The following is an 18,581-nucleotide window of genomic DNA, read 5'->3' as shown; positions in this document are numbered from 1 at the left end:
GGGCGGTACGGCGCCGCCGCGCGGGCCGGCGTCCCGGCCACCGGTCGGTCAGGCGATCCGGGCGACGGCTCCGTCGGGCGGCTCCGGCACGGCGCCCGGGTGCAGGACCGCGGCGATCGCCTCGATCCCGTCCACCAGGCGCGGGCCGGGGCGGACGACCAGACCGTCCGCGTCCACCGCCCACACCTCGATCCCGGGCAGCCGGCGCGCGACGACCTCGGCCTGCCGGGAGGCGCCGTCCAGGTGGAAGCCGCACGGCGTCACGAGCACGATCTCCGGCTCGGCGTCGGCGAACTCCCGCCAGGTCGTCTCCACCGACCGTGCTCCGGGCCGGGCGGCCACCGGCTCGCCGCCGGCCGCGCGTACCAGGTCGGGCACCCAGTGCCCGGCGGTGAACGGCGGCTCGACCCACTCCACCACCGCGACCCGGGGCCGCGGGCGGCCCCGGACCGCCGAGGCCACCGCCGCGAGCCGGTCCCGCAACGCGCCGACCAGGGCCTCGGCCCGATCGGGTACGCCGGTCCGCGCGCCCACCGCCAGGATCGTCCCGAAGACCTCGTCCAGGGTGTACGGGTCCAGCGACAGCACGTCGGCGCGGCAGCCGAGATGGTCGAGGGCGTCCTCGACGTGCCCGGAGGGGAGTGCGCAGACCCGGCAGAGGTCCTGGGTCAGGATCAGTTCCGGCTCCAGCCCGGCGAGTGCGTCGGCGTGCAGGGTGTAGAGGTCGGCACCCGCCGACATCTGTGCCTTCACATAGTCGTCGATCGCGGCCGGCGTCATTCCCCGGGTGTCCCGACCGCCGACCACGACCGTCTTGTCGGTCCGGGCCGACGGCGGCTCGTCGCACTCGAAGGTCACGCCGACGAGGTCGTCCGCGAGCCCGAGGGCGTAGACGATCTCCGTCGCGGAGGGCAGCAACGAGACCAGGCGCATACCGCCATCGTGCCCGCCCCCGGTCGCGCCCGGCCAGCCGCCCCGGCCGGAAGGTCGACAAGCAACGCCGTGCTCAGCCCTCCGCGCCGGGCGGTGGTGCCGGTACACCGGGCTCCTGGCCCGGGTCCGTCCACATGCACGTGCATGTGCAGTTGCCAAGCAGGCCAGAGTTGATCGTCGAGCGGTGGCCCGGCGTACGGTTGGCCATCCGCGCCGTCCACCCCACCGATGGAGGATGCTCGATGTCGTCCGACTCCGACGCGCTGATCCGGCAGTACCGGACCGCCACCGCCACCGTGACCGTGACCAGCGGCGGTGCCCCGCTGGCCGGGCAGGAGGTGGTGGTCGCACAGCGCGACCACGCGTTCCTGTTCGGCTGTACCGGATTCGAGTTCATCCCGCTGGCCAACGGGGAGCTGACGGCGGCCCCGGAGGCCGCCCCGTTCGGCGGGTCGGGCTCGCTGGGCGAGGCCGACATCACCCGGGTCGAACGGCTGGCCGACCTCTGGCTCGACCTGTTCAACTTCGCCACCCTGCCGTTCTACTGGGGACGCTTCGAGCCCGAACGCGGTCGGCCGGACACCCGGCGCCTCCTGGCGACGGCGCGCTGGTTCGCCGAGCGGGGCTGCCTGGTCAAGGGCCATCCGTTGACCTGGCATACGGTGAGCGCCGAGTGGCTGACCGAGCTGACCAATCCGGAGATCATCCAGGTGCAACTGGACCGGATCCGCCGGGAGGTGACCGACTTCGCCGGCCTGATCGACACCTGGGACGTGATCAACGAGGTCGTGATCATGCCGATCTTCGACAAGTACGACAACGGCCTCACCCGGATCTGCCGGGACCTGGGGCGCATCCCGCTGGTCCGGATGGTCTTCGACGCGGCCCGCGAGGCGAATCCGGGCGCCACCCTGCTGCTCAACGACTTCGACATGTCCGCCGCGTACGAGTGCCTGATCGAGGGGGTACTGGAGGCGGGGATCCGGATCGACGCACTCGGGTTGCAGAGCCACATGCACCAGGGCTACTGGGGCGAGGAGAAGACGCTCGGCATCGTCGACCGGTTCGCCCGGTACGGCCTGCCGATCCACTTCACCGAGACGACCCTGCTCTCCGGGCACCTGATGCCGGCCGACATCGTCGACCTGAACGACTACCAGATCCCGGACTGGCCCAGCACCCCGGACGGGGAGGAGCGGCAGGCCGACGAGATCGTCCGGCACTACAAGACCCTGCTGTCGCACCCGTCGGTGCGGGCGAGCACCTACTGGGGGATGGTGGACGGCGGCTGGCTCGGCGCGCCGGGCGGCTTCGTCCGGGCCGACGGCACGCCGAAGCCCTCGTACGAGGCACTGCGCGCGCTGGTCCGCGACGAGTGGTGGCTCGCGCCGACCCGACTCGGCACGGACGAGCAGGGTCGGGTCGGGTTCACCGGCTTCCTCGGCGAGTACGAGGTGTCGGCCGGTGCCCGTACGGCGACGTTCCGGCTCGACGAGCCGGGGGCGGCAGCGGTCGAGGTGGCGCTCTGACCCGCCGGTCGAGGCCCGGCCCGGAGTACGGTGGCGACCGCCCGGGGTACGGCGGCGACCGCCCGGGGTACGGCGGCGACCGCCCGGGGTACGGCGGCGACCGCCCGGGGTACGGCGGCGACCGCCCGGGGTACGGCGGCGACCGCCCGGAGTACGGCGGCGACCGCCCGGAGTACGGCGGCGACCGCCCGGGGAGCTGGCGAGGATCGCACTCCCCGGGCGGACGTGCCCGGCTTACTCGCCCGACGGTGCGGTGAGCTGCACGCCGAGCCGTACCGGGGTGCCGAAGTTGGGCGTGCCGTCGCTGTTCCAGGTGAACTTCTGGGCCCGGGTCGAGCGGTTCATGTCACAGCCGCCGCTCGCCGAGTCGTTCCCGTGGTAGACGATCCAGTCCTCGGTCCCGTCCGGTGACTTGAAGAAGCCGTTGTGGCCGGGCGCGAAGACGCCGTTGGCGTCGCTGCGCTGGAAGACCGGGTTGGGACTCTTGGTCCAGGACGACGCGCTCAGCGGGTTGCTGCCGGTCAGGGTGAGCAGGCCGAGCTTGTAGTCCGGTCCCCAGCAGGCACTCGCCGAATAGACGATCATCGTCCGCCCGTTGCGGTAGAGCGGCTCCGGTCCCTCCGTCACCGGATGGGTCTGCCGTTCCCAGCTCAGCGTCGGCGAGGTGAGCCGGACCCGGGAGCCACTGATCGTCCACGGGTTGCTCAGCGGGGTGATGAACAGGCTCTGCCCGTAGCTGCCGCCGGCGTTGTAGGTGCCGAGCAGGTAGAGGCTGTTGTTCACCCGCAGCACGCTCGCGTCGAGCTGCCAGTCGCTGCCCAGGTCGGCCTTGAAGGTGTACGGCCCCATCGGGTCGGTGCCGGCACTCTCCAGCACGTGCAGCCGCTGCGTCGGGTTGAAGTCGCTGACGTTCTGCCCGGCCACGTAGTAGAGGTACCACCGGTTGCCGTTCGGCCCGTTGATCAGGTGGAACTCCGGCGCCCACATGTTGCAGCAGCCGTTCGGCCGGTTGGCGAGGTTGAAGACCACCTGGTCCGGCGCGCTGGCCAGGCCGGCGAGGGTGGCGGACCGGCGCATGGTGATCGTCGAGTTCCAGGTGGTGGTGGCGAGGTAGTAGTAGCCGTTGTGGTGCTGGAGCCACGGGTCCGGCCCGTTCCGCTTGATCGGGTTGGTGAAGGTGCCGGGTGTCGGGTTCCCGCCGCCGACGGAACCGACGTCGACCATCTGCCACTGCTGGTTGGCGCCGTCCAGGTCCTGGTACTGGGAGACCATCGCACCGTCCGCGGTGGACCACTCCCAGACGTCCAGCGCCTTGCCGCTGGCCCGGTTGACCAGGCGTACGTAGCCGCCGGCCGAGTCGGCGAGCCGGAAGTGCTGCCGGCTGTTGCCGCTGTCCGCGTTCTGCACCAACTGCACGCCGTCGTCGGAGTTCGGCAGCTCCAGTACCTTGCCGCTGTGCCGGGACTGCACCTTGTAGTAGCCGCCTCCGGCGTCGAGGAACCGCCACTGCTGCCAGTTGCCGTCGTTGCGGGCGTACTGGTTGATCGGGGCGCCGTCGTCGGTGGCCAGGTCGTAGACGTCGAGGGCCTTGCCGCTGTTCCGGTTGACCAGCACGTAGTAGACGTTCGGGTCGGCGGTGGCGGCCGAGGCCGGCGGAGCGCCGACGAGGACGCCGGTACCGGCGACCAGGCCGGCGACGCCGGCGGCGAGTCCGGCCCGCCAGCGGCCCCGGTGCGGGTGCGCTGCTGTCATGGGGTACTCCCTACGTTCGGAGGGACGGTCAGTAGACGAAGGGCCAGCCGGCGGAGTCGTAGCCGATCCGGTTGATGCCGAGCAGCGAGGCGCCGTTGTTCGCGTAGTAGTGGTAGACGAGGAAGTCCCCGTCCGAGTCGGAGAGCACCGTCTGGTGGCCCGGCCCGTGGATGTCGCCGTGCGAGGCGAGCACCTGGGTACCGCCGCCGGAGGTGAGCGCGGTGCCGTTCCGGTCGACGAACGGTCCGGTCACGCTGGTGGAGCGCCCGACCATCACCCGGTAGGTGCTGGACGCGCCCTGGCAGCAGCGGTCGAAGGAGACGTACAGGTAGTAGTAGCTGCCCCGCTTGACCAGGGTCGGCGCCTCGATCGCGCCGCCGTTACGGCCGGCGATGCTCCGGATCGTGCTGTCCGAGCGCTTGCCGGTGGCCGGGTCCAGGGCGACCAGCTTGAGCCCGGACCAGAACGAGCCGAAGGCCAGCCACCAACGGCCCTGGTCGTCCACGATCAGGCTCGGGTCGATCGCGTTGAAGTCGTCCGAGGTACGTGACTCGATCACCAGGCCCCGGTCGGTCCAGCTACCGGAGTTGCCGGACGGGCTGGTGGCCAGGAAGATCGCCGACCGGTTCGAGCCGAAGGTGGAGGCCGAGTAGTACAGGTAGTACTGGTTGTTCCGGTACGAGATGTCCGGCGCCCAGAGGTTGCGGCTGCCCCCGGTGTAGCTGGTGGTCCACGACGCCCCGCCCGGGAAGACCGATCCGGCGTTGCGGAACGCGACCCGGTCGGTCGAGGTCTTCAGCGCGATGTCGTTGCCGGTGTGTGCCACCAGGTAGTCGCCGCCGGGCCGGCGTACCACGGTCGGGTCGTGCACCCCGATGTCCCCGGTCACCCGCATCGGCGCCGGGTACGCGGCCGGCGGCGTGCCCGGGCCACCGGTGGGGGGCGGAGTTCCGGGCCCGCCGGAGCCGACCCGGACCAGTTGCCACTGCTGGTTGGCGCCGCCCTGGTCGGCGTACTGGCTGATCCGGCCGCCGTCGGCGGTGGACCACTCCCACACGTCGAGGGCCTTGTTGCTGTTCCGGTTGATCAGCCGGACGTACCCGCCGTCCGAGTCGGCGAGCCGGAACTGCTGGTCGGTGCTGCCCTGGTCGGTCCACTGGATCACCTCCGCGCCATCGGCGCCGGAGGAGTCCCGGATGTCGAGGACCTTGCCGCTGTGCCGGGAGCGGAGCCGGTGGTAGCCGGCCCCCGAGTCGACGAACTGCCACTGCTGCCAGGCGCCGTCGTTGCGGGCCCACTGCACGATCTGACCACCGTCGGCGGTGGACCGGTCGTAGACGTCGAGGGCCTTGCCGCTGTGCCGGGACACCAGGACGTACCAGGCGTTCGGGTCAACGGTCGCGGCCGAGGCCGACCGGACCGGTACGGCGATCGCGGCGCCGACGAGCGCGGCGGCGACCGCGAGCACGGTGGCGGTACGGAGCAGCCGGATCCGGCCCGGCGCCCTCGGGGGTGGGGAAGCGAGAGCTTCCATTGTCTTCCTTCCGTCGGTCCGTCCGGTGGACGGTGCCGAGCCCGCGGTGCCGTGGGACGACGGGTCCGCGGGCTGACAGGGGCGGTCAAGGTGGTGTGGATCTTGCTGTGTCCGGCGGGGTGGCGCTCGGACGCCGGCTCGGGACGGTGCGCCGGCGGGCGCTTGCCGCAGTGCCCAGGTGCCGGCGCGCGGCCGGCGGTGCGGCGGCGCGGTGAACCTTTTCAAACCTGAACCGCGCGGCGCTCAGGCACCGCGTCGGACCGTGCGGTCCGTCGGACCGCAAGGGGGTTGAAAAAGGTTCAGTGGTGTGGCCCAGCCCGGACGTATCGATGATGTTCGCGCTCACATCGGTCGATGTCAAGGGGGAACACGCTTTCCTCGCGGGGCTCGGAGAGGCCTTGACTGGTATCGATGTTAGCGATCACACTGTCCCCGTAACACCAAGGTAACGGACCGGACGTTCCCGGGTCGACGAAAGGTCGCTGGTCATGAAGCCGATGCCGCGCAGGATGTTCCGCCACCCGCTCCGGCCGTTCGGCACCGACCCGGCGGCGGGGAGCGCCGCGACCGCCCGCCATCCCGGCCGGGGGCTGACCGCCCCGGTGTTCGCCGCGCTGGCCACGGTGCTCGCGTTGCTGGCCGGTCTGCTGCCCGGAGTGCCGGCCGAAGCCGCCCCGGCGGTGAACTACACCAACCCGCTGGTCAACCAGCGCGCCGACCCGCACATTGTGAAGCACACCGACGGCTACTACTACATGACCGCGACGGTGCCGCAGTACGACCGGATCGTGCTGCGCCGGGCGACCACGTTGCAGGGGTTGGCCAGCGCCACCGAGACGACCATCTGGCGCCGGCACACCAGTGGGGAGATGGGTGCGCACATCTGGGCGCCCGAGATCCACTTCATCGACAACCGCTGGTACGTCTACTTCGCCGCCGGCCGCACCGACGACGTCTGGCGGATCCGGATGTACGTGCTGGAGAACGCCGGCGCCAACCCGCTGACCGGGTCCTGGACCGAACGCGGCCGGATCAGCACCCCGTGGGACACGTTCAGCCTGGACGCGTCGACCTTCGTGGCGAACGGCGTCCGCTATCTCGTCTGGGCCCAGTCCGAGCCGGGCATCTCGACCAACTCCAACCTCTACCTGGCCCGGATGGGGGCCAACCCGTGGACGATCACCGGCACGGTGACCCGGCTGACCGTGCCGACGTACGACTGGGAGACCCGGGGGTACCGGGTGGCCGAGGGGCCGGCGGTGATCCAGCGCAACGGACGGATCTTCCTGACCTACTCGGCCAGCGCCACCGACGCCAACTACTGCCTCGGCATGCTGACCGCATCGGCGACCGCGAACCTGCTCTCCGCCGCAGCGTGGACCAAGAGCCCGACCCCGGTCTTCACCAGCAACGCCGCGACCGGCCAGTACGGCCCCGGGCACAACTCGTTCACGGTCTCCGAGGACGGTCAGAGCGACATCCTCGTCTACCACGACCGCAACTACCGGGACATCGACGGCGACCCGCTGAACGACCCCAACCGGCGTACCCGGATCCAGAAGCTGTACTGGAACGCGGACGGCACCCCGAACCTCGGCATCCCGGTGCCGGACGGCGCGACCCCGGTCCGGCTGCGCCCGCACGACCTCGCCGACTCCTACCTGCGGCACTACGACTACCGCGGCCGCGTCGAGGCCAACGTGGCGCCGCTGGCCGACTCGCAGTTCCGGATCGTGACCGGCCTGGCCGGTTCCGGCACGGTGTCGCTGGAGTCGACCAACTTCCCCGGCTACTACCTCCGGCACCGCGACTACGAGGTGTACGTGGAGCGCGACGACGGCTCGGCGCAGTTCCGCGCCGACGCCAGTTTCCTGCGCCGTGCCGGACTGGCCAGCAGTGCCGGCATCTCGCTGGAGGCGCAGAACGTCGCCGGCCGGTACCTGCGGCACCGGGCCGGGCTGCTCTACGTCGAGCCGGTGACCTCCACCGCCGAGCAGGCGTCCGCCACCCTCCACCTGGAATAGACCGATGGGGGATCGCGGCGGGGCGCGGGTCGCCCCGCCGCCCGGGTACGCCGACGCGCCGGAGAGTCGTGATGCTGACTGTCCGGTGGGTTACCGAACAGATCTGGCCTGGTGAGTGGCGGTGTCGGTAAGGATGAAGGCATGCCTTCGCCACTGTCCAAGCCCCGTCACGCCGTGGTCATCGGCGGGAGCTTCGCCGGCCTCTGTATCGCGCGCACCCTCGCCGATTTCGTCGAGCGGGTGACCGTACTCGACCGGGACCGCTTTCCGGACGGACCGCGGCTGCGTACGGGCATTCCGCAGGCCCGCCACCTGCACGTCCTGATCACCTCGGGACAGCGGGCCCTCGACCGGCTCTTTCCCGGTCTGATGGCCGAGCTGTACGACCGCGGCGCGGTCCGGGTCGCCGCGCCGACCGACCTGCTGTCGCTGAGCCCGAACGGATGGCGGGAACGCTTCCCGGCCACCCACACCCTGGTCGGGGCCAGCCGGGAACTGCTGGACTGGACCATCCGGCAGCGCCTTGCCGGCGACCGGCGGATCCGGTTCGAGACCGCCCGGGAAGTGGTCGGACTGCTGCCCGGCGAGGACGGCGGCTCGGTAGCCGGGGTGCACCTGCGGGTTCGCAACGGTGGACCCGAGATTCACCGGTGCGAGGCCGACCTGGTCGTCGACGCCAGCGGTCGCGGCTCCCGCGGTCCGGAGTGGCTGGCCGCGCTGGGCTACGGGCGGCCGGAGGAGACCAGGATCGACGCCGGGCTGGGCTACGCGAGCCGGCGCTACCGGCTGGCCCCGGGCGTCGCCGACGGCTGGAAGAACATCATGGTGATGCCGAAACCGCCGCAGGTCTCCCGGGCCGGGGTGCTCTATCCGATCGAGAACGGCCGCTGGATGGTCACCCTCGGCGGGTTCGGCGCCGAGACCCCGCCCACCGACGAGGCGGGCTTCCTGGAGTTCACCCGTAACCTGCGCAGTCCGCTGATCTACGAGGCGATCCGGGACGCCGAGCCGGACGGGCCGATCCACGGTTTCCGGCGGACCGCCAACCACCGCCGGCACTACGAGACGATGCCGCGCTGGCCGGACGGGTTCCTGGTGGTCGGGGACGCCGCCTGCGCCTTCAACCCGGTCTACGGCCAGGGGATGAGCGTGGCCGCGCAGACCGCGGTGGTGCTCGGCGAGTACCTCCGGGCTCATCGGGGGCGGTTCGGGCGGGCCGCCCAGGGGGCGGTGGCCGAGTGCAGCGCCACCGCGTGGACCATCGCCACCGGTACCGACCTGCGGTTCTCCGCCGGGGCGGTCCGGCCGGGACGGCGTGGCCGGCTCTCCCACTGGTATCTGGATCGGGCCGCCGTGGTGGCCGACCGTGACCCGTACGTGCTGCGGGTGCTGACCGACGTGCAGCACCTGGTCCGGCCGCCGGCCGCGCTGGCGCGTCCGGGGGTGGCGCTGCGGGTGCTGCGCGGCCCGACCCGCCCGCCGCTGTCGACCCCGCCCGTCACGGTGCCGGGTCGCCCGGCACCCGGACGCTGAGCAGCCTGCCCGTTACGGTGTCGGGTCGCCCGGCACCCGGACGCTGAGCTGTCTGGCCGTTACGGTGTCGGGTCGCCCGGCACCCGGACGCTGAGCAGTCTGGCCGTTACGGTGTCGGTTCGGCCGGTATCCGGACGCTGAGCACGCCGGCCAGGTCGATGTCGTCGGCGCGGCCGTCGAAGCCGGACTCCGAGATCAGCCGGGCGCCGAGGACGGTGCTCCAGAAGGTGCGTGCCTCGACGTCGGCAGGGCGGTCGATCACCCAGCCGTGCTGGTCGAGGATCGCGGCGAGATAGCTCTGCGCCTTGCGGAACAGCACGGCGAGGCTCTGCTCGGCCACCGGTCGCAGCTCCGGCCGGCGTCGGGCGATCGACATCGCCTGCACCGCGATCGGCACGGCGGGCAGGGTCAGGGCGCTGCGGGCCAGCGCCGTGCGGAACCCGGCGGGGGTGCGTCGGCGTCGGCCGACCGGCTCCAGCCGTTCGGCGTCCCGGAGCAGCAGCATGAACGCGGCATGCACGAACAGCCCGTCCTTCGAGCCGAAGTAGTAGGTGATCTGGTTCGGGTGCGCCGAGGCGGCGGTGGCGATCTCGGCCACGCTGACGGCGTCGAAGCCGCGTTCGGCGAAGAGCGCCGCGGCGTGTTCGAGGATCTGCGCCCGGGTACGCCGACCACGGGCCCGGGGCGGCTCGGTGGACATGCCATAGTTGTATGCGATACAACTTACGGCGGACAAGCCGGCACACCGCGAAGACGGGAGGAGCGAGCATGAGCGGCCGGGACGTGGTCGTCACCGGGCTCGGCGCGACCACCCCGCTCGGCGGGGACGTCGACTCCCTCTGGCAGGGCATGCTCGCCGGGCGATCCGGCGTACGCCGGATCGACGACCTGATGGCGTCGTTCGCGCACACCGACGACCTGCCGACCAAGATCGCCGCTCCGATGGCCGTCTCGCCGGACTCGGCGCTGACCCGGGTGCAGGCCCGCCGGATGGACCGCTGCCAGCAGGCCGCGCTGGTCGCCGCCGGGCAGGCCTGGGCCGACGCCGGCAGTCCCGAGGTCGACCCGCTCCGCCTGGCGGTGGTGATCGGCACCGGGATCGGCGGCGTCAACACCCTGCTGGCCCAGGACGACCTGCTGGAACAGAAGGGGCCCGCCCGGATCTCCCCGCTCACCGTGCCGATGCTGATGCCGAACGGGCCGGCGGCCTGGGTAAGCCTGACGTTCGACGCCCGGGCCGGCGTCTACACCACCGTCTCCGCCTGCGCCTCCGGCGCGGAGGCCCTCGCGCTGGCGGTCCGGCTGATCCGCTCCGGCGAGGCCGACGTGGTGATCGCCGGTGGCGCGGAGGCGGCGATCACCCCGCTGACCATTGCCGGCTTCGCCCAGGCGCGCACCCTCTCGAAGCGCAACGACGAGCCCGAGCGGGCCTCCCGACCGTTCGACGTGGACCGCGACGGCTTCGTGCTCGGCGAGGGGGCCGGGGTGATGATCCTGGAGCGGGCGGACTTCGCGGCCGGCCGGGGTGCCCGGGTGCTCGGCCGGCTCGCCGGCTACGGCATCACCGCCGACGCACACCACATCACCGGCCCGGACCCGACCGGTGCCGGACAGATCCGGGCGATCCGCAACGCCGTGGCCGACGCCGGGCTGCGACCGGGCGACGTCGGGCACGTCAACTGCCATGCCACCTCCACGGTGGTCGGTGACCTCGGGGAGGCGAGCGCGATCCAGCAGGCGCTCGGCGACGACGTCGTACTCACCGCGCCGAAGTCGAGCCTCGGTCACCTCGTCGGTGCGGCCGGCGCGGTGGAGGGGATCGTCACGCTGCTGTCGGTCGCCAACGGCGTCATCCCGCCCACGCTCAACCTGGACCGCAAGGCTCCCGAGGTGCGGTTGGAGGTGGCCGGCGACGGGCCGCGCGAGCAGCGACTCGACGCAGCGATCTGCAACTCGTTCGGCTTCGGCGGGCAGAACGTCTCGCTGCTCTTCACCGCCGGCTGACCGTTCGGTCCGACCCCGGTCCGACCCGGCCGAGAGGTTGGCTGTGCAGGGCGAACCTTTCCACCTGCACGGCGCGGCGCCTGCGCCCCGACGTCCACCCGCAGAGACCCGGACCGCACCGGGAGGTTGAAAAGTTTCACCGGGGTTGGTTGAATTCGGCAATTGCTTTCTGTCGATCTTGGAGCGTCCGCCGTGCCCGTCTCCCGCCGCGCCGTCCTGTCGACGATCCCCGCCGCCAGCCTGCTGGCGCTGGCCGGGCCACTGCGGGCCAGAGCCGCGACCCCGCCGCGGCGGGTCGCCGCCGCCCCCGCCGAGCACGCCGTACTGCTCGGCAACACGGTCGCGATCTTCGCCGGTACCGCCGAGTCGAACGCCCGGCCCGAGGTGGCCGGCAAGCTCGCGACCATCGACTCGACGGCCCGGGCCCGGCTCGACGCGTTGGCGGGCGCCGGTCCGGGCGAGCTGTTCCGGGGCGTACCGCTGGGCACCAGCGACCCCAACCTGACCACGTCGTTCCAGTACCTCTACGAGATCGCCCTGGCCACCCGGGTCCCCGGCGGCAGCCTCGACGGCGACACCACGCTGCGGCGCCGGGTCATCGACGGTCTCGGCTGGCTGCACGAGCGCTACTACGGCGACCAGTCGGCCGGCTACTACGGCAACTGGCACCACTGGGAGATCGGCATCTCGAACCACGTCAGCCGGACCCTGGTGCTGCTCGCCGCCGACGTGGCGGCGTACCGGCCGGAGCTGGTCGGAAGCTTTGTGGCGTCGATGGACGCGTACCTGCGCAACGGGAAGGACGGCGACGTCGACCTCGACTCGCGGTTCCACACCGGCGCCAACCTCGCCGACATCGCGACGAACCGGGTCCTCCAGGGCGCCGTCCTCGGTGACGACGCCCGGATCAGCAAGGCCCTCGCCGACCAGCTCACCGTCTTCGCCACCATCGACCCGTACGCGCTGGAGCACGGCGTCACCGACGGCTACTACGCCGACGGCTCGTTCATCCAGCACGCCTCGGTCGCCTACACCGGCGCGTACGGCAAGAACCTGCTGGCCCGGGTGGTGCAGACCATCAAGATTCTCCAAGGTACCGGCTACGTCCAGGGTGCCGACCTGGTCGACGTGGTCCGGGGCTGGGTGGTCGACGGGTTCGCCCCGCTGATCTTCGAGGGCTGGATGATGGAGATCGTCAAGGGCCGGGCGGTCTCCCGGACCACCACCGGCTACGCCGACGTGGCGGGCGTGCTGGAGGCGGTCGTCGACCTCTCCGGCCACGCCACCGGCGGCGACGCGCAGGCGCTGGCCGGCTATGTCAAGTTCGTCCGGCAGACCTCCCGGGCCGCGCTCAACCCGAGCACGTTCGTCTCCCCGGTCAGCATCGCCCGGTATGCCGACATCCTGGCCGACGCCACGATCCCGGCGGCGGACCTGAATCCGGAGCGGCGCAGCGTCGCCTTCAACGCGATGGACCGGACGGTGCACCGCCGCCCCGGCTACGCCTTCGCGCTCGCCCGCAGCTCCGACCGGATCAGCAAGTACGAGTACATGAGCGGGGAGAACCTGACGCCCTGGTTCCAGGGGGACGGGGCGTACTACCTCTACCTCGCCGGAGCGGACCAGACCCAGGCGTACGGGGTGGACTACTTCACCACGGTCTCGCCGTACCGGCTGGCCGGGGTCACCGCTCCGGTGGAGCACCGGCACACCGTCCCGGAGCTGTACGGCACCGCCTGGTACGACAACCCGGCGCTCGGCTTCACCTCGTCGTCGGAGTCGCAGAACACCTACGTCTACTTCCCGCGCGGCACCAACCGGTTCTCCGGCGGCGCCACCCTCGGCAGCTACGGAGCCGCCGGGCTGGTCCAGTCCGACGACGCCGCGTACGCCGCGAAGCGGGCCGGCCGGCTGCCGGACGACTTCGTCGCGTACCGCAACGCCGTGGCCACCAAGTCGTGGTTCCTCTTCGACGACGAGATCGTGGTGCTCGCCGCCGGGGTCGGCGACCTGGCCGGCCGGGCGGTCAGCACGACGGTCGACAGCCGGATCGCCGAGGAGTCCGATCCGGTGACGGTGACCGGGCGGCTCCGTGACGGCCGGAGCTTCACCGGCACCGGCACCGCCCCCCTGGCCTGGCTGCGCTACGCCAACGCCGCCCAGCAGACCTCGGTCGGCTACGCCTTCCTGTCCGGTCCATCGCCGACGGTCACCTCCGAGGTGGTGACCCGGAGTCGCCGGGTGGTCCGGACCGCCAACCCGGACACGATGGTGCGGAAGCGGGTCTTCGCCGTCTCGGTGGAGCAGGCTGCCGGTGCGCCGCTCGGCTCGCTGGCGTACGCCCTGCTGCCGAACGCCTCGGAGCAGCGGCTGCGGACGTACCCGGGCGGGCCGGTCGTGGTGCTGGCCAACAGCACCCGGTTCCAGGCCGTCCGGCATGCCGGGCTGGGGCTGGTCGCCGCGAACGCCTTCACGCCCGGTCGGCACGCCGCCGACCGGCTGGTGGTGGACGGCCCGGCCTCGGTGCTGCTCCGGCAGGACCGCGACCGGACCGTCGCGGTCGCGGTCGCCGACCCGACCACCGACCGCGACACGGTCTCGGTGACGCTGCGCGGTCGCCGGCTCCGGGTGGTTTCGGCCGACGACGGGATCCGGGTCCGCCGGATTCCCGGCGGGACCCGGATCGAGGCCCGCACCCGGCAGACGTACGGTCGCAGCCTGCGGGTGACCCTGCGCTGAGCTACCTCTCCGGACGGCGGTGCGGCACCGTCAGGTGATCTCCGTTCGGGCCTAGCCGACCGACGTCGGAGTCCTGTCCAGCGTGTAGTCGAGCAGGACGAGCCGTCGGTCGAGCACCTCGGTGGCGGCGAGCCGCAGGTTGAGGTCGGGCAGGCCGGCGAGCATCCGCTGCTCGCCGGTTTCGCCGAGTACCTGCGGGAACACCAGCAGGCGCAGCCGGTCCACCAGGCCGAGCCGGAACAGGCTGCGGACCAGCGAGATGCTGCCGATCACCCGCAGCGGGTCGCCGGGGGCGGCCTTCATGGCGGGTACGGCCACCTCGACGCCCTCGGTCACCACCGAGGTGTTGCGCCAGCTCAGCGGCGGCCGCAACGACGTGGAGAAGACCACCTTGGGCAACTCCGCCATCCGCTTGGCCGACGGGTCGTCGCCACCGCTGTATTCCGCCAACGCCCGGTAGGTGTTGGCGCCCATCAGCATCACCTGCGGGCGGGCCGACTGCTCGTCGATCCACGCCTGGAGGTCGGGACCGTCGTAGCCGAAGTAGGCGGGGGAGTCGCGCCCCCGCAACCAGCCGTCGACGGTGCTGAACAGGTCCACTGTCAGTTCTCGCATCGGGTTTTCCCGTTCCGTCCGCGTCAGGAGAGCTTCGCCAGGTACGCGGCCAGGGCGTCGTACGACTCGCGGGCGCCGTCGGCCATGCCCGAGGCGGCCATGCCGTCGCGCTCCTCCTTCGTGTCGAACCGGGTGACGCTGGTGACCGTCGTCCTGCCGTCCTGCTCGGTCAACTCCAGCGTCTCCACGCAGACCTTCCCGGGCATGCCCTCGAACTCGAAGGTCTGCACGATCCGTTCCGGCGCCTGGATCTCCCGGTACTCACCGCGGAACGCGTACTGCCCGTCCGGGGCGTGCTCGACGAAGCGGTAGCTGCCGCCCGGCCGGAAGTCCATCTCGCAGTCGAGCGGGTTGCCCCGCCCCCACCAGTGCTTGACGTGCTCGCACTTCGCGTGCGCCTCGAAGACGAGCGCGCGCGGTGCCTCGAACACGCGCACCATCTTGATCTCCAGGTCGGACGGCAGGGTCACCGTCAGGTTCTCGCTCATCTCACTCCTCCGTCGGTCGTGTTCCATCGCTCTGTAGCTGTCGCAGGTATTCGCCGAGCCGGTCGTAGCGCTGCTCCCAGAACCGCTGGTAACCGGTGATCCAGTCGGCCACCTCGCGCAGCGGCTCCGCGTCGAGCCGGCACGGCCGCCACTGCGCCTCCCGGCTCCGGGTGATCAACCCGGCCCGCTCCAGCACCTTCAGGTGCTTGGAGACGGCCTGGAGGCTGATCGGGAACGGCTCGGCGATCTGGTTGACCGTCGCCTCGCCCTCGGCCAGCCGGGCCAGGATGGCCCGCCGGGTCGGGTCGGCGAGGGCGCTGAACACCTCGCTCAGCCGGTCCACTGTCTCCGCCTTTCAACCGCTCGGTTAATTAACTCGTAGGTTGAATATGGCGCCTGCGGCGGCCGTTGTCAACCCGGTAAGGGCGCCCGGATCGAGTGAGGTGCGGACCGCGAGCCGATCTCGGCGGCCCGGTGGTGCGGCGGCGGACGGCGGCAGCCCGCCCCGGAGGGGACGGGCAGCCTCTCTCCGGAGTGTCACTTGGTCTCGATCCGGCCCAGCGGGTCGGTGTCCTCCGTCAGTTCGGCGCTCGCCACGGCCCAGCCGGTGTCCGTCGGGTACAGCGCGCTGCGGAGGAAAGCCCAGGTGAGTCGCTGGAGCAGGGCGACCCGTTCGGGGCTCTCGTCCGTCGTCTCGGTGGAGGCGTACCCGGAGATCCCGCCCAGCGAGTGTTCCGCGCCGAACAGCGTGAGCAGGCTCTTGCTTCCCGGGCTCAGGAAGTACGGATCCGTGAACCACTCGGGCCCCCGGACGGTCAGGGCGGACTGGTCCTTGTCGCCCGCGACCACCAGAGCCGGTGTCGTCATCCCGGTGAAGTCCGGGTTCATGAAGGAGTAGTGCTCGGCGGCGAACGGCGTCAGGTCGGTGCCGCCGGTGCCCGGCGGGGTAAGCAGTACGCCGGCACTGATCCTCGGATCGGACAGGTCCTCGCCCGGCTCGCCGTAGGTGTCGAGGACCCGTGCGCCCAACAACATGCTGGCCGTCTGGGCGCCCCAGGAGTGGCCGGCGACGGCTTGGCGGCTGCGGTCGAGGCGCCCGGCGAGGCCGGGGACGCCGGCTTCGATCCGGTCCAGTTGGTCGACGATGCGGGTCAGGTCCTCGACCCGGAAGCGCCAGATCTCCGGGTAGCGCGGGTCCTCGGGCGTGACGTTCAGGGTCCGCGAGTCGAGGTGGGTGGGCTGAAGGACCGCGAAACCGTGCGCGGTCCAGAAGTCGACCAGCGGGGCGTAGCTGTCCAGCGACCCGCCGAAGCCGTGCGAGAAGACGATGATGGGCAATTCGTCGCCGGTCACCGGCGCCGACACCTGCACCTGGAGGTCCTCGTCACGGCCCGGGGCGGGTAGCAGCACCGGGCGTACCGAGACGACGGGAACGGGCCTGCTGACGAATTCGTCGGGGTGGCGCATGAGTTTCTCCTTGGGAGGTGACGTACGGGGAAGTGACATGGGGGCGGTGCGCGGCCTGGTCACGGGGCGCCCGCTCTGGCACTATGAGTACCGGATCCATGTTCCGTTTCAACCATACGGAACCGTGTTCCGGTTAGCAAGGCGAGTGACGGAGGCAACGGCGCAGTGACTGAGATCGGCAGCGGACCGGCATCGTCGGCCCGGCGGAAGCGGGCCGACGCCCGGCGCAACGAGGAGACCCTGCTCGAAGCGGCCGCCGCGGCCTTCGTCGCCTCCGGCGTCGACGCGCCCGTGCGGGACATCGCGGCCAAGGCCGGCGTCGGGGTGGCGACTATCTACCGCCACTTCCCGACCCGGGCCGATCTCGTTGTCGCCGTCTACCGGCACCAGGTCGAGGCATGCGTCGAGGCGGGCCCGGCACTGCTGGCGAGTGGCGACTCAGCGCACGGCGCCCTGGCTCGGTGGATCGATCTCTTCGTCGACTTCCTGGTCACCAAGCACGGCCTCGCCGAGGCGCTGCAGTCCGACGACGCCACCTTCGCGACCCTGCACGACTATTTTCTCGACCGACTCGTGCCGGTCTGCGCCGAGCTGCTCGACGCCGCGGTCAGGGCGGGCGAGATCCGCCCCGACATCGAGGCCCTCGAACTGATGCGGGGCGTCGGCAACCTCTGCATCGGCGCGGACCGGGACCCCCGGTACGACGCCCGTCGCATGGTGGAGGTTCTCCTCGCCGGCCTACGCCTGCAGTGAACCTTTCCACCTAACTGCGCGGCGGGCGCGCTCCGACCTCCGCCTGCGGTCAGCACGGACCGCAAGGGAGGCGGGAAGGTTCACCGATCGACCAGGTCGATCCAGTGGACCGGTGAGAGCTAGCCGCGGGTACGCGGCAGGCAGCACTTCTTGTACTTGCTGCCCGAACCGCACCAGCACGCCTCGTTCCGCTCCGGCGGCCAGGGAAGCTGCACGCCCCGCTCGGCCAGCTCCGCCGCGTAGCCGGACCGGGCCGACTCGTCGGTCGGAGCCGCGCCGGTGCGTGCGGCGTAACCGGCCAGCCCCTCGGTCGAGCCGGGCAGTGGGCCGAGCCCGACCCGGCCCAGGTCGGTCAGCCGGACCAGTTCCCGCTGGACCCCGGCCCGGTGCTCGGCCCAGTTCCGGCCGACCGTCTCGGCCAGGTCCGGCCAGCGCGACAGCAGCGCATCGAACTCGCCCTGTGGCAGGAACAGCCGTGCCTCCGGTCCCGGCTCGGCCGCCGCCGTGGTCGCGTCGCGGAACAGTTCGTTCTCCAGCCGGTCGGCCAGATTGTCGTTCTGGTCGTGCGGCAGGTCGAGTTCGCGGCGTACCCGGTGTCGCTGTTGCAACAGGAAGAAGAGCAGCCCGGAGGCTTCCTGCACGGTCGGTTCGGCGCTCACCGTGGCGTCCGCGCTGTCCTCCGCGGGGCCCTGCGCCGGGGCGGTCCGGTTGCGCAGGGCGGTCTCGACCGCCTCGGTCAGCCACTGCTCGGCCAGGTCGGTCCGGCCACCGACGTCCAGTGCGGCGCTGAGGTACGCGGCGGCGTCGGGCTGGGAGTCGAGGAGCGGGCGCAGCGCGGTGAGTTCGGCGAGCGCCTCGTCGGCGCGACCGGCCCGGAACAGGATCCGGGCGTGCAGCGCCCGGGCGAAGCCGGCGTCCTGCTCGGTGCTGTCCCGGTACGCCCCGACGGCGCGGTCCGCGTACCGCTGTGCGGCGTCGAGTTTCGCCCTGGTCTCGGCGATCTCGGCGGCCAGCGTCAGTGCCCGGCCGGCGTCGGCCGGATCGGCGAGCCGCCCCTGCTCGACCGCCTCGGCCAGCTCGGCGGCGATGCCCAGCGGGTCGGCCGCGCCGAGCGCGGACTGTCGTAGCTCGGTCAGGTCTGCGCTGGTGAGAACGTCTTTCGTCGGCACGGCTTCACCGTACTGCGGTGGCCGGGCGGAACCCGCCTGGT

At 71.8% G+C, this 18,581-nt stretch carries 15 protein-coding genes; 6 read left to right on the top strand and 9 right to left on the bottom strand.

The features are described 5' to 3' along the window. Positions 1 to 48 precede the first annotated feature (48 nt). On the bottom strand, positions 49 to 933 hold the full coding sequence (locus tag ACQEVC_RS41015; RefSeq protein WP_432889185.1) for an ABC transporter substrate-binding protein: 885 nt from the start codon (positions 931 to 933) through the stop codon (positions 49 to 51). 242 nt (positions 934 to 1,175) lie between these two features. Here ACQEVC_RS41015 and ACQEVC_RS41010 point away from each other — a divergent pair, with 242 nt between their 5' ends. Beyond that, positions 1,176 to 2,462, top strand: coding sequence for an endo-1,4-beta-xylanase (locus ACQEVC_RS41010; RefSeq protein WP_432889183.1), 1,287 nt, complete (start codon positions 1,176 to 1,178; stop codon positions 2,460 to 2,462). 234 nt (positions 2,463 to 2,696) lie between these two features. On the opposite strand, the gene ACQEVC_RS41005 is transcribed toward ACQEVC_RS41010, so the two are convergent. Continuing rightward, on the bottom strand, positions 2,697 to 4,214 hold the full coding sequence (locus ACQEVC_RS41005) for a family 43 glycosylhydrolase (RefSeq protein ID WP_432889181.1): 1,518 nt from the start codon (positions 4,212 to 4,214) through the stop codon (positions 2,697 to 2,699). Positions 4,215 to 4,242: 28 nt separating this feature from the next. Beyond that, entirely contained in the window at positions 4,243 to 5,748 is a 1,506-nt protein-coding gene (locus ACQEVC_RS41000; protein ID WP_432889179.1) for a family 43 glycosylhydrolase, read from the bottom strand. Positions 5,749 to 6,236: 488 nt separating this feature from the next. On the opposite strand from ACQEVC_RS41000, the gene ACQEVC_RS40995 reads away from it, so the two are divergent. Together ACQEVC_RS40995 and ACQEVC_RS40990 are read left to right on the top strand one after the other, a co-directional pair. Further along, complete coding sequence (locus ACQEVC_RS40995) at positions 6,237 to 7,772, top strand: family 43 glycosylhydrolase (RefSeq protein ID WP_432889177.1); 1,536 nt, start codon at positions 6,237 to 6,239, stop codon at positions 7,770 to 7,772. A gap of 141 nt (positions 7,773 to 7,913) precedes the next feature. Then, positions 7,914 to 9,305 carry an FAD-dependent oxidoreductase gene (locus tag ACQEVC_RS40990; RefSeq protein ID WP_432889175.1) on the top strand — a complete coding sequence of 464 codons (1,392 nt, stop codon included), beginning with the start codon at positions 7,914 to 7,916 and terminating at the stop codon, positions 9,303 to 9,305. 106 nt (positions 9,306 to 9,411) lie between these two features. On the opposite strand, the gene ACQEVC_RS40985 is transcribed toward ACQEVC_RS40990, so the two are convergent. Next, entirely contained in the window at positions 9,412 to 10,005 is a 594-nt protein-coding gene (locus ACQEVC_RS40985; protein WP_432889173.1) for a TetR/AcrR family transcriptional regulator C-terminal domain-containing protein, read from the bottom strand. Positions 10,006 to 10,073: 68 nt separating this feature from the next. Between ACQEVC_RS40985 and ACQEVC_RS40980 the strand changes: the two genes are divergently transcribed. Continuing rightward, positions 10,074 to 11,309, top strand: coding sequence for a beta-ketoacyl-[acyl-carrier-protein] synthase family protein (locus ACQEVC_RS40980; protein WP_432889171.1), 1,236 nt, complete (start codon positions 10,074 to 10,076; stop codon positions 11,307 to 11,309). A 192-nt stretch (positions 11,310 to 11,501) separates the two neighbouring features. Beyond that, on the top strand, positions 11,502 to 14,048 hold the full coding sequence (locus ACQEVC_RS40975) for a polysaccharide lyase family 8 super-sandwich domain-containing protein (protein ID WP_432889169.1): 2,547 nt from the start codon (positions 11,502 to 11,504) through the stop codon (positions 14,046 to 14,048). Positions 14,049 to 14,099: 51 nt separating this feature from the next. Here the strand turns inward: ACQEVC_RS40975 and ACQEVC_RS40970 are convergent, their stop codons facing one another. The 4 genes from ACQEVC_RS40970 to ACQEVC_RS40955 all read right to left on the bottom strand — a co-directional run bounded on the left by ACQEVC_RS40970 (position 14,100) and on the right by ACQEVC_RS40955 (position 16,618). Next, complete coding sequence (locus ACQEVC_RS40970; protein ID WP_318397828.1) at positions 14,100 to 14,663, bottom strand: dihydrofolate reductase family protein; 564 nt, start codon at positions 14,661 to 14,663, stop codon at positions 14,100 to 14,102. 23 nt (positions 14,664 to 14,686) lie between these two features. Then, on the bottom strand, positions 14,687 to 15,151 hold the full coding sequence (locus tag ACQEVC_RS40965; protein ID WP_432889167.1) for an SRPBCC family protein: 465 nt from the start codon (positions 15,149 to 15,151) through the stop codon (positions 14,687 to 14,689). A 1-nt stretch (position 15,152) separates the two neighbouring features. After that, a complete protein-coding gene (locus tag ACQEVC_RS40960) occupies positions 15,153 to 15,494 on the bottom strand; it encodes an ArsR/SmtB family transcription factor (protein ID WP_432889165.1) in 342 nt (113 codons plus the stop codon). Between the two features lie 194 nt (positions 15,495 to 15,688). Beyond that, entirely contained in the window at positions 15,689 to 16,618 is a 930-nt protein-coding gene (locus ACQEVC_RS40955) for an alpha/beta hydrolase family protein (protein WP_432889163.1), read from the bottom strand. Positions 16,619 to 16,783: 165 nt separating this feature from the next. Here ACQEVC_RS40955 and ACQEVC_RS40950 point away from each other — a divergent pair, with 165 nt between their 5' ends. Continuing rightward, positions 16,784 to 17,371: a TetR/AcrR family transcriptional regulator gene (locus ACQEVC_RS40950; RefSeq protein ID WP_432889161.1), complete on the top strand. Its 588-nt coding sequence runs from the start codon at positions 16,784 to 16,786 to the stop codon at positions 17,369 to 17,371. A 119-nt stretch (positions 17,372 to 17,490) separates the two neighbouring features. Here ACQEVC_RS40950 and ACQEVC_RS40945 read toward each other — a convergent pair whose 3' ends face one another. Further along, a complete protein-coding gene (locus tag ACQEVC_RS40945; protein ID WP_432889159.1) occupies positions 17,491 to 18,540 on the bottom strand; it encodes an SEC-C metal-binding domain-containing protein in 1,050 nt (349 codons plus the stop codon). Positions 18,541 to 18,581 lie beyond the last annotated feature (41 nt).

It is taken from the genome of Plantactinospora sp. CA-294935, from assembly GCF_050936445.1.
In the GTDB taxonomy this organism is placed as follows: domain Bacteria; phylum Actinomycetota; class Actinomycetes; order Mycobacteriales; family Micromonosporaceae; genus Plantactinospora.
Note: the sequence above shows the minus strand (reverse complement) of the source record. Positions and strands in the feature narration are given on the sequence as shown.

Bases quoted from the DNA above. Each gene is read 5' to 3' on its own strand.
- ACQEVC_RS41015 (WP_432889185.1), bottom strand. From the start codon at position 933: ATGCGCCTGGTCTCGTTGCTGCCCTCCGCGACGGAGATCGTCTACGCC.
- ACQEVC_RS41010 (WP_432889183.1), top strand. From the start codon at position 1,176: ATGTCGTCCGACTCCGACGCGCTGATCCGGCAGTACCGGACCGCCACC.
- ACQEVC_RS41005 (WP_432889181.1), bottom strand. From the start codon at position 4,214: ATGACAGCAGCGCACCCGCACCGGGGCCGCTGGCGGGCCGGACTCGCC.
- ACQEVC_RS41000 (WP_432889179.1), bottom strand. From the start codon at position 5,748: ATGGAAGCTCTCGCTTCCCCACCCCCGAGGGCGCCGGGCCGGATCCGG.
- ACQEVC_RS40995 (WP_432889177.1), top strand. From the start codon at position 6,237: ATGAAGCCGATGCCGCGCAGGATGTTCCGCCACCCGCTCCGGCCGTTC.
- ACQEVC_RS40990 (WP_432889175.1), top strand. From the start codon at position 7,914: ATGCCTTCGCCACTGTCCAAGCCCCGTCACGCCGTGGTCATCGGCGGG.
- ACQEVC_RS40985 (WP_432889173.1), bottom strand. From the start codon at position 10,005: ATGTCCACCGAGCCGCCCCGGGCCCGTGGTCGGCGTACCCGGGCGCAG.
- ACQEVC_RS40980 (WP_432889171.1), top strand. From the start codon at position 10,074: ATGAGCGGCCGGGACGTGGTCGTCACCGGGCTCGGCGCGACCACCCCG.
- ACQEVC_RS40970 (WP_318397828.1), bottom strand. From the start codon at position 14,663: ATGCGAGAACTGACAGTGGACCTGTTCAGCACCGTCGACGGCTGGTTG.
- ACQEVC_RS40965 (WP_432889167.1), bottom strand. From the start codon at position 15,151: ATGAGCGAGAACCTGACGGTGACCCTGCCGTCCGACCTGGAGATCAAG.
- ACQEVC_RS40955 (WP_432889163.1), bottom strand. From the start codon at position 16,618: ATGCGCCACCCCGACGAATTCGTCAGCAGGCCCGTTCCCGTCGTCTCG.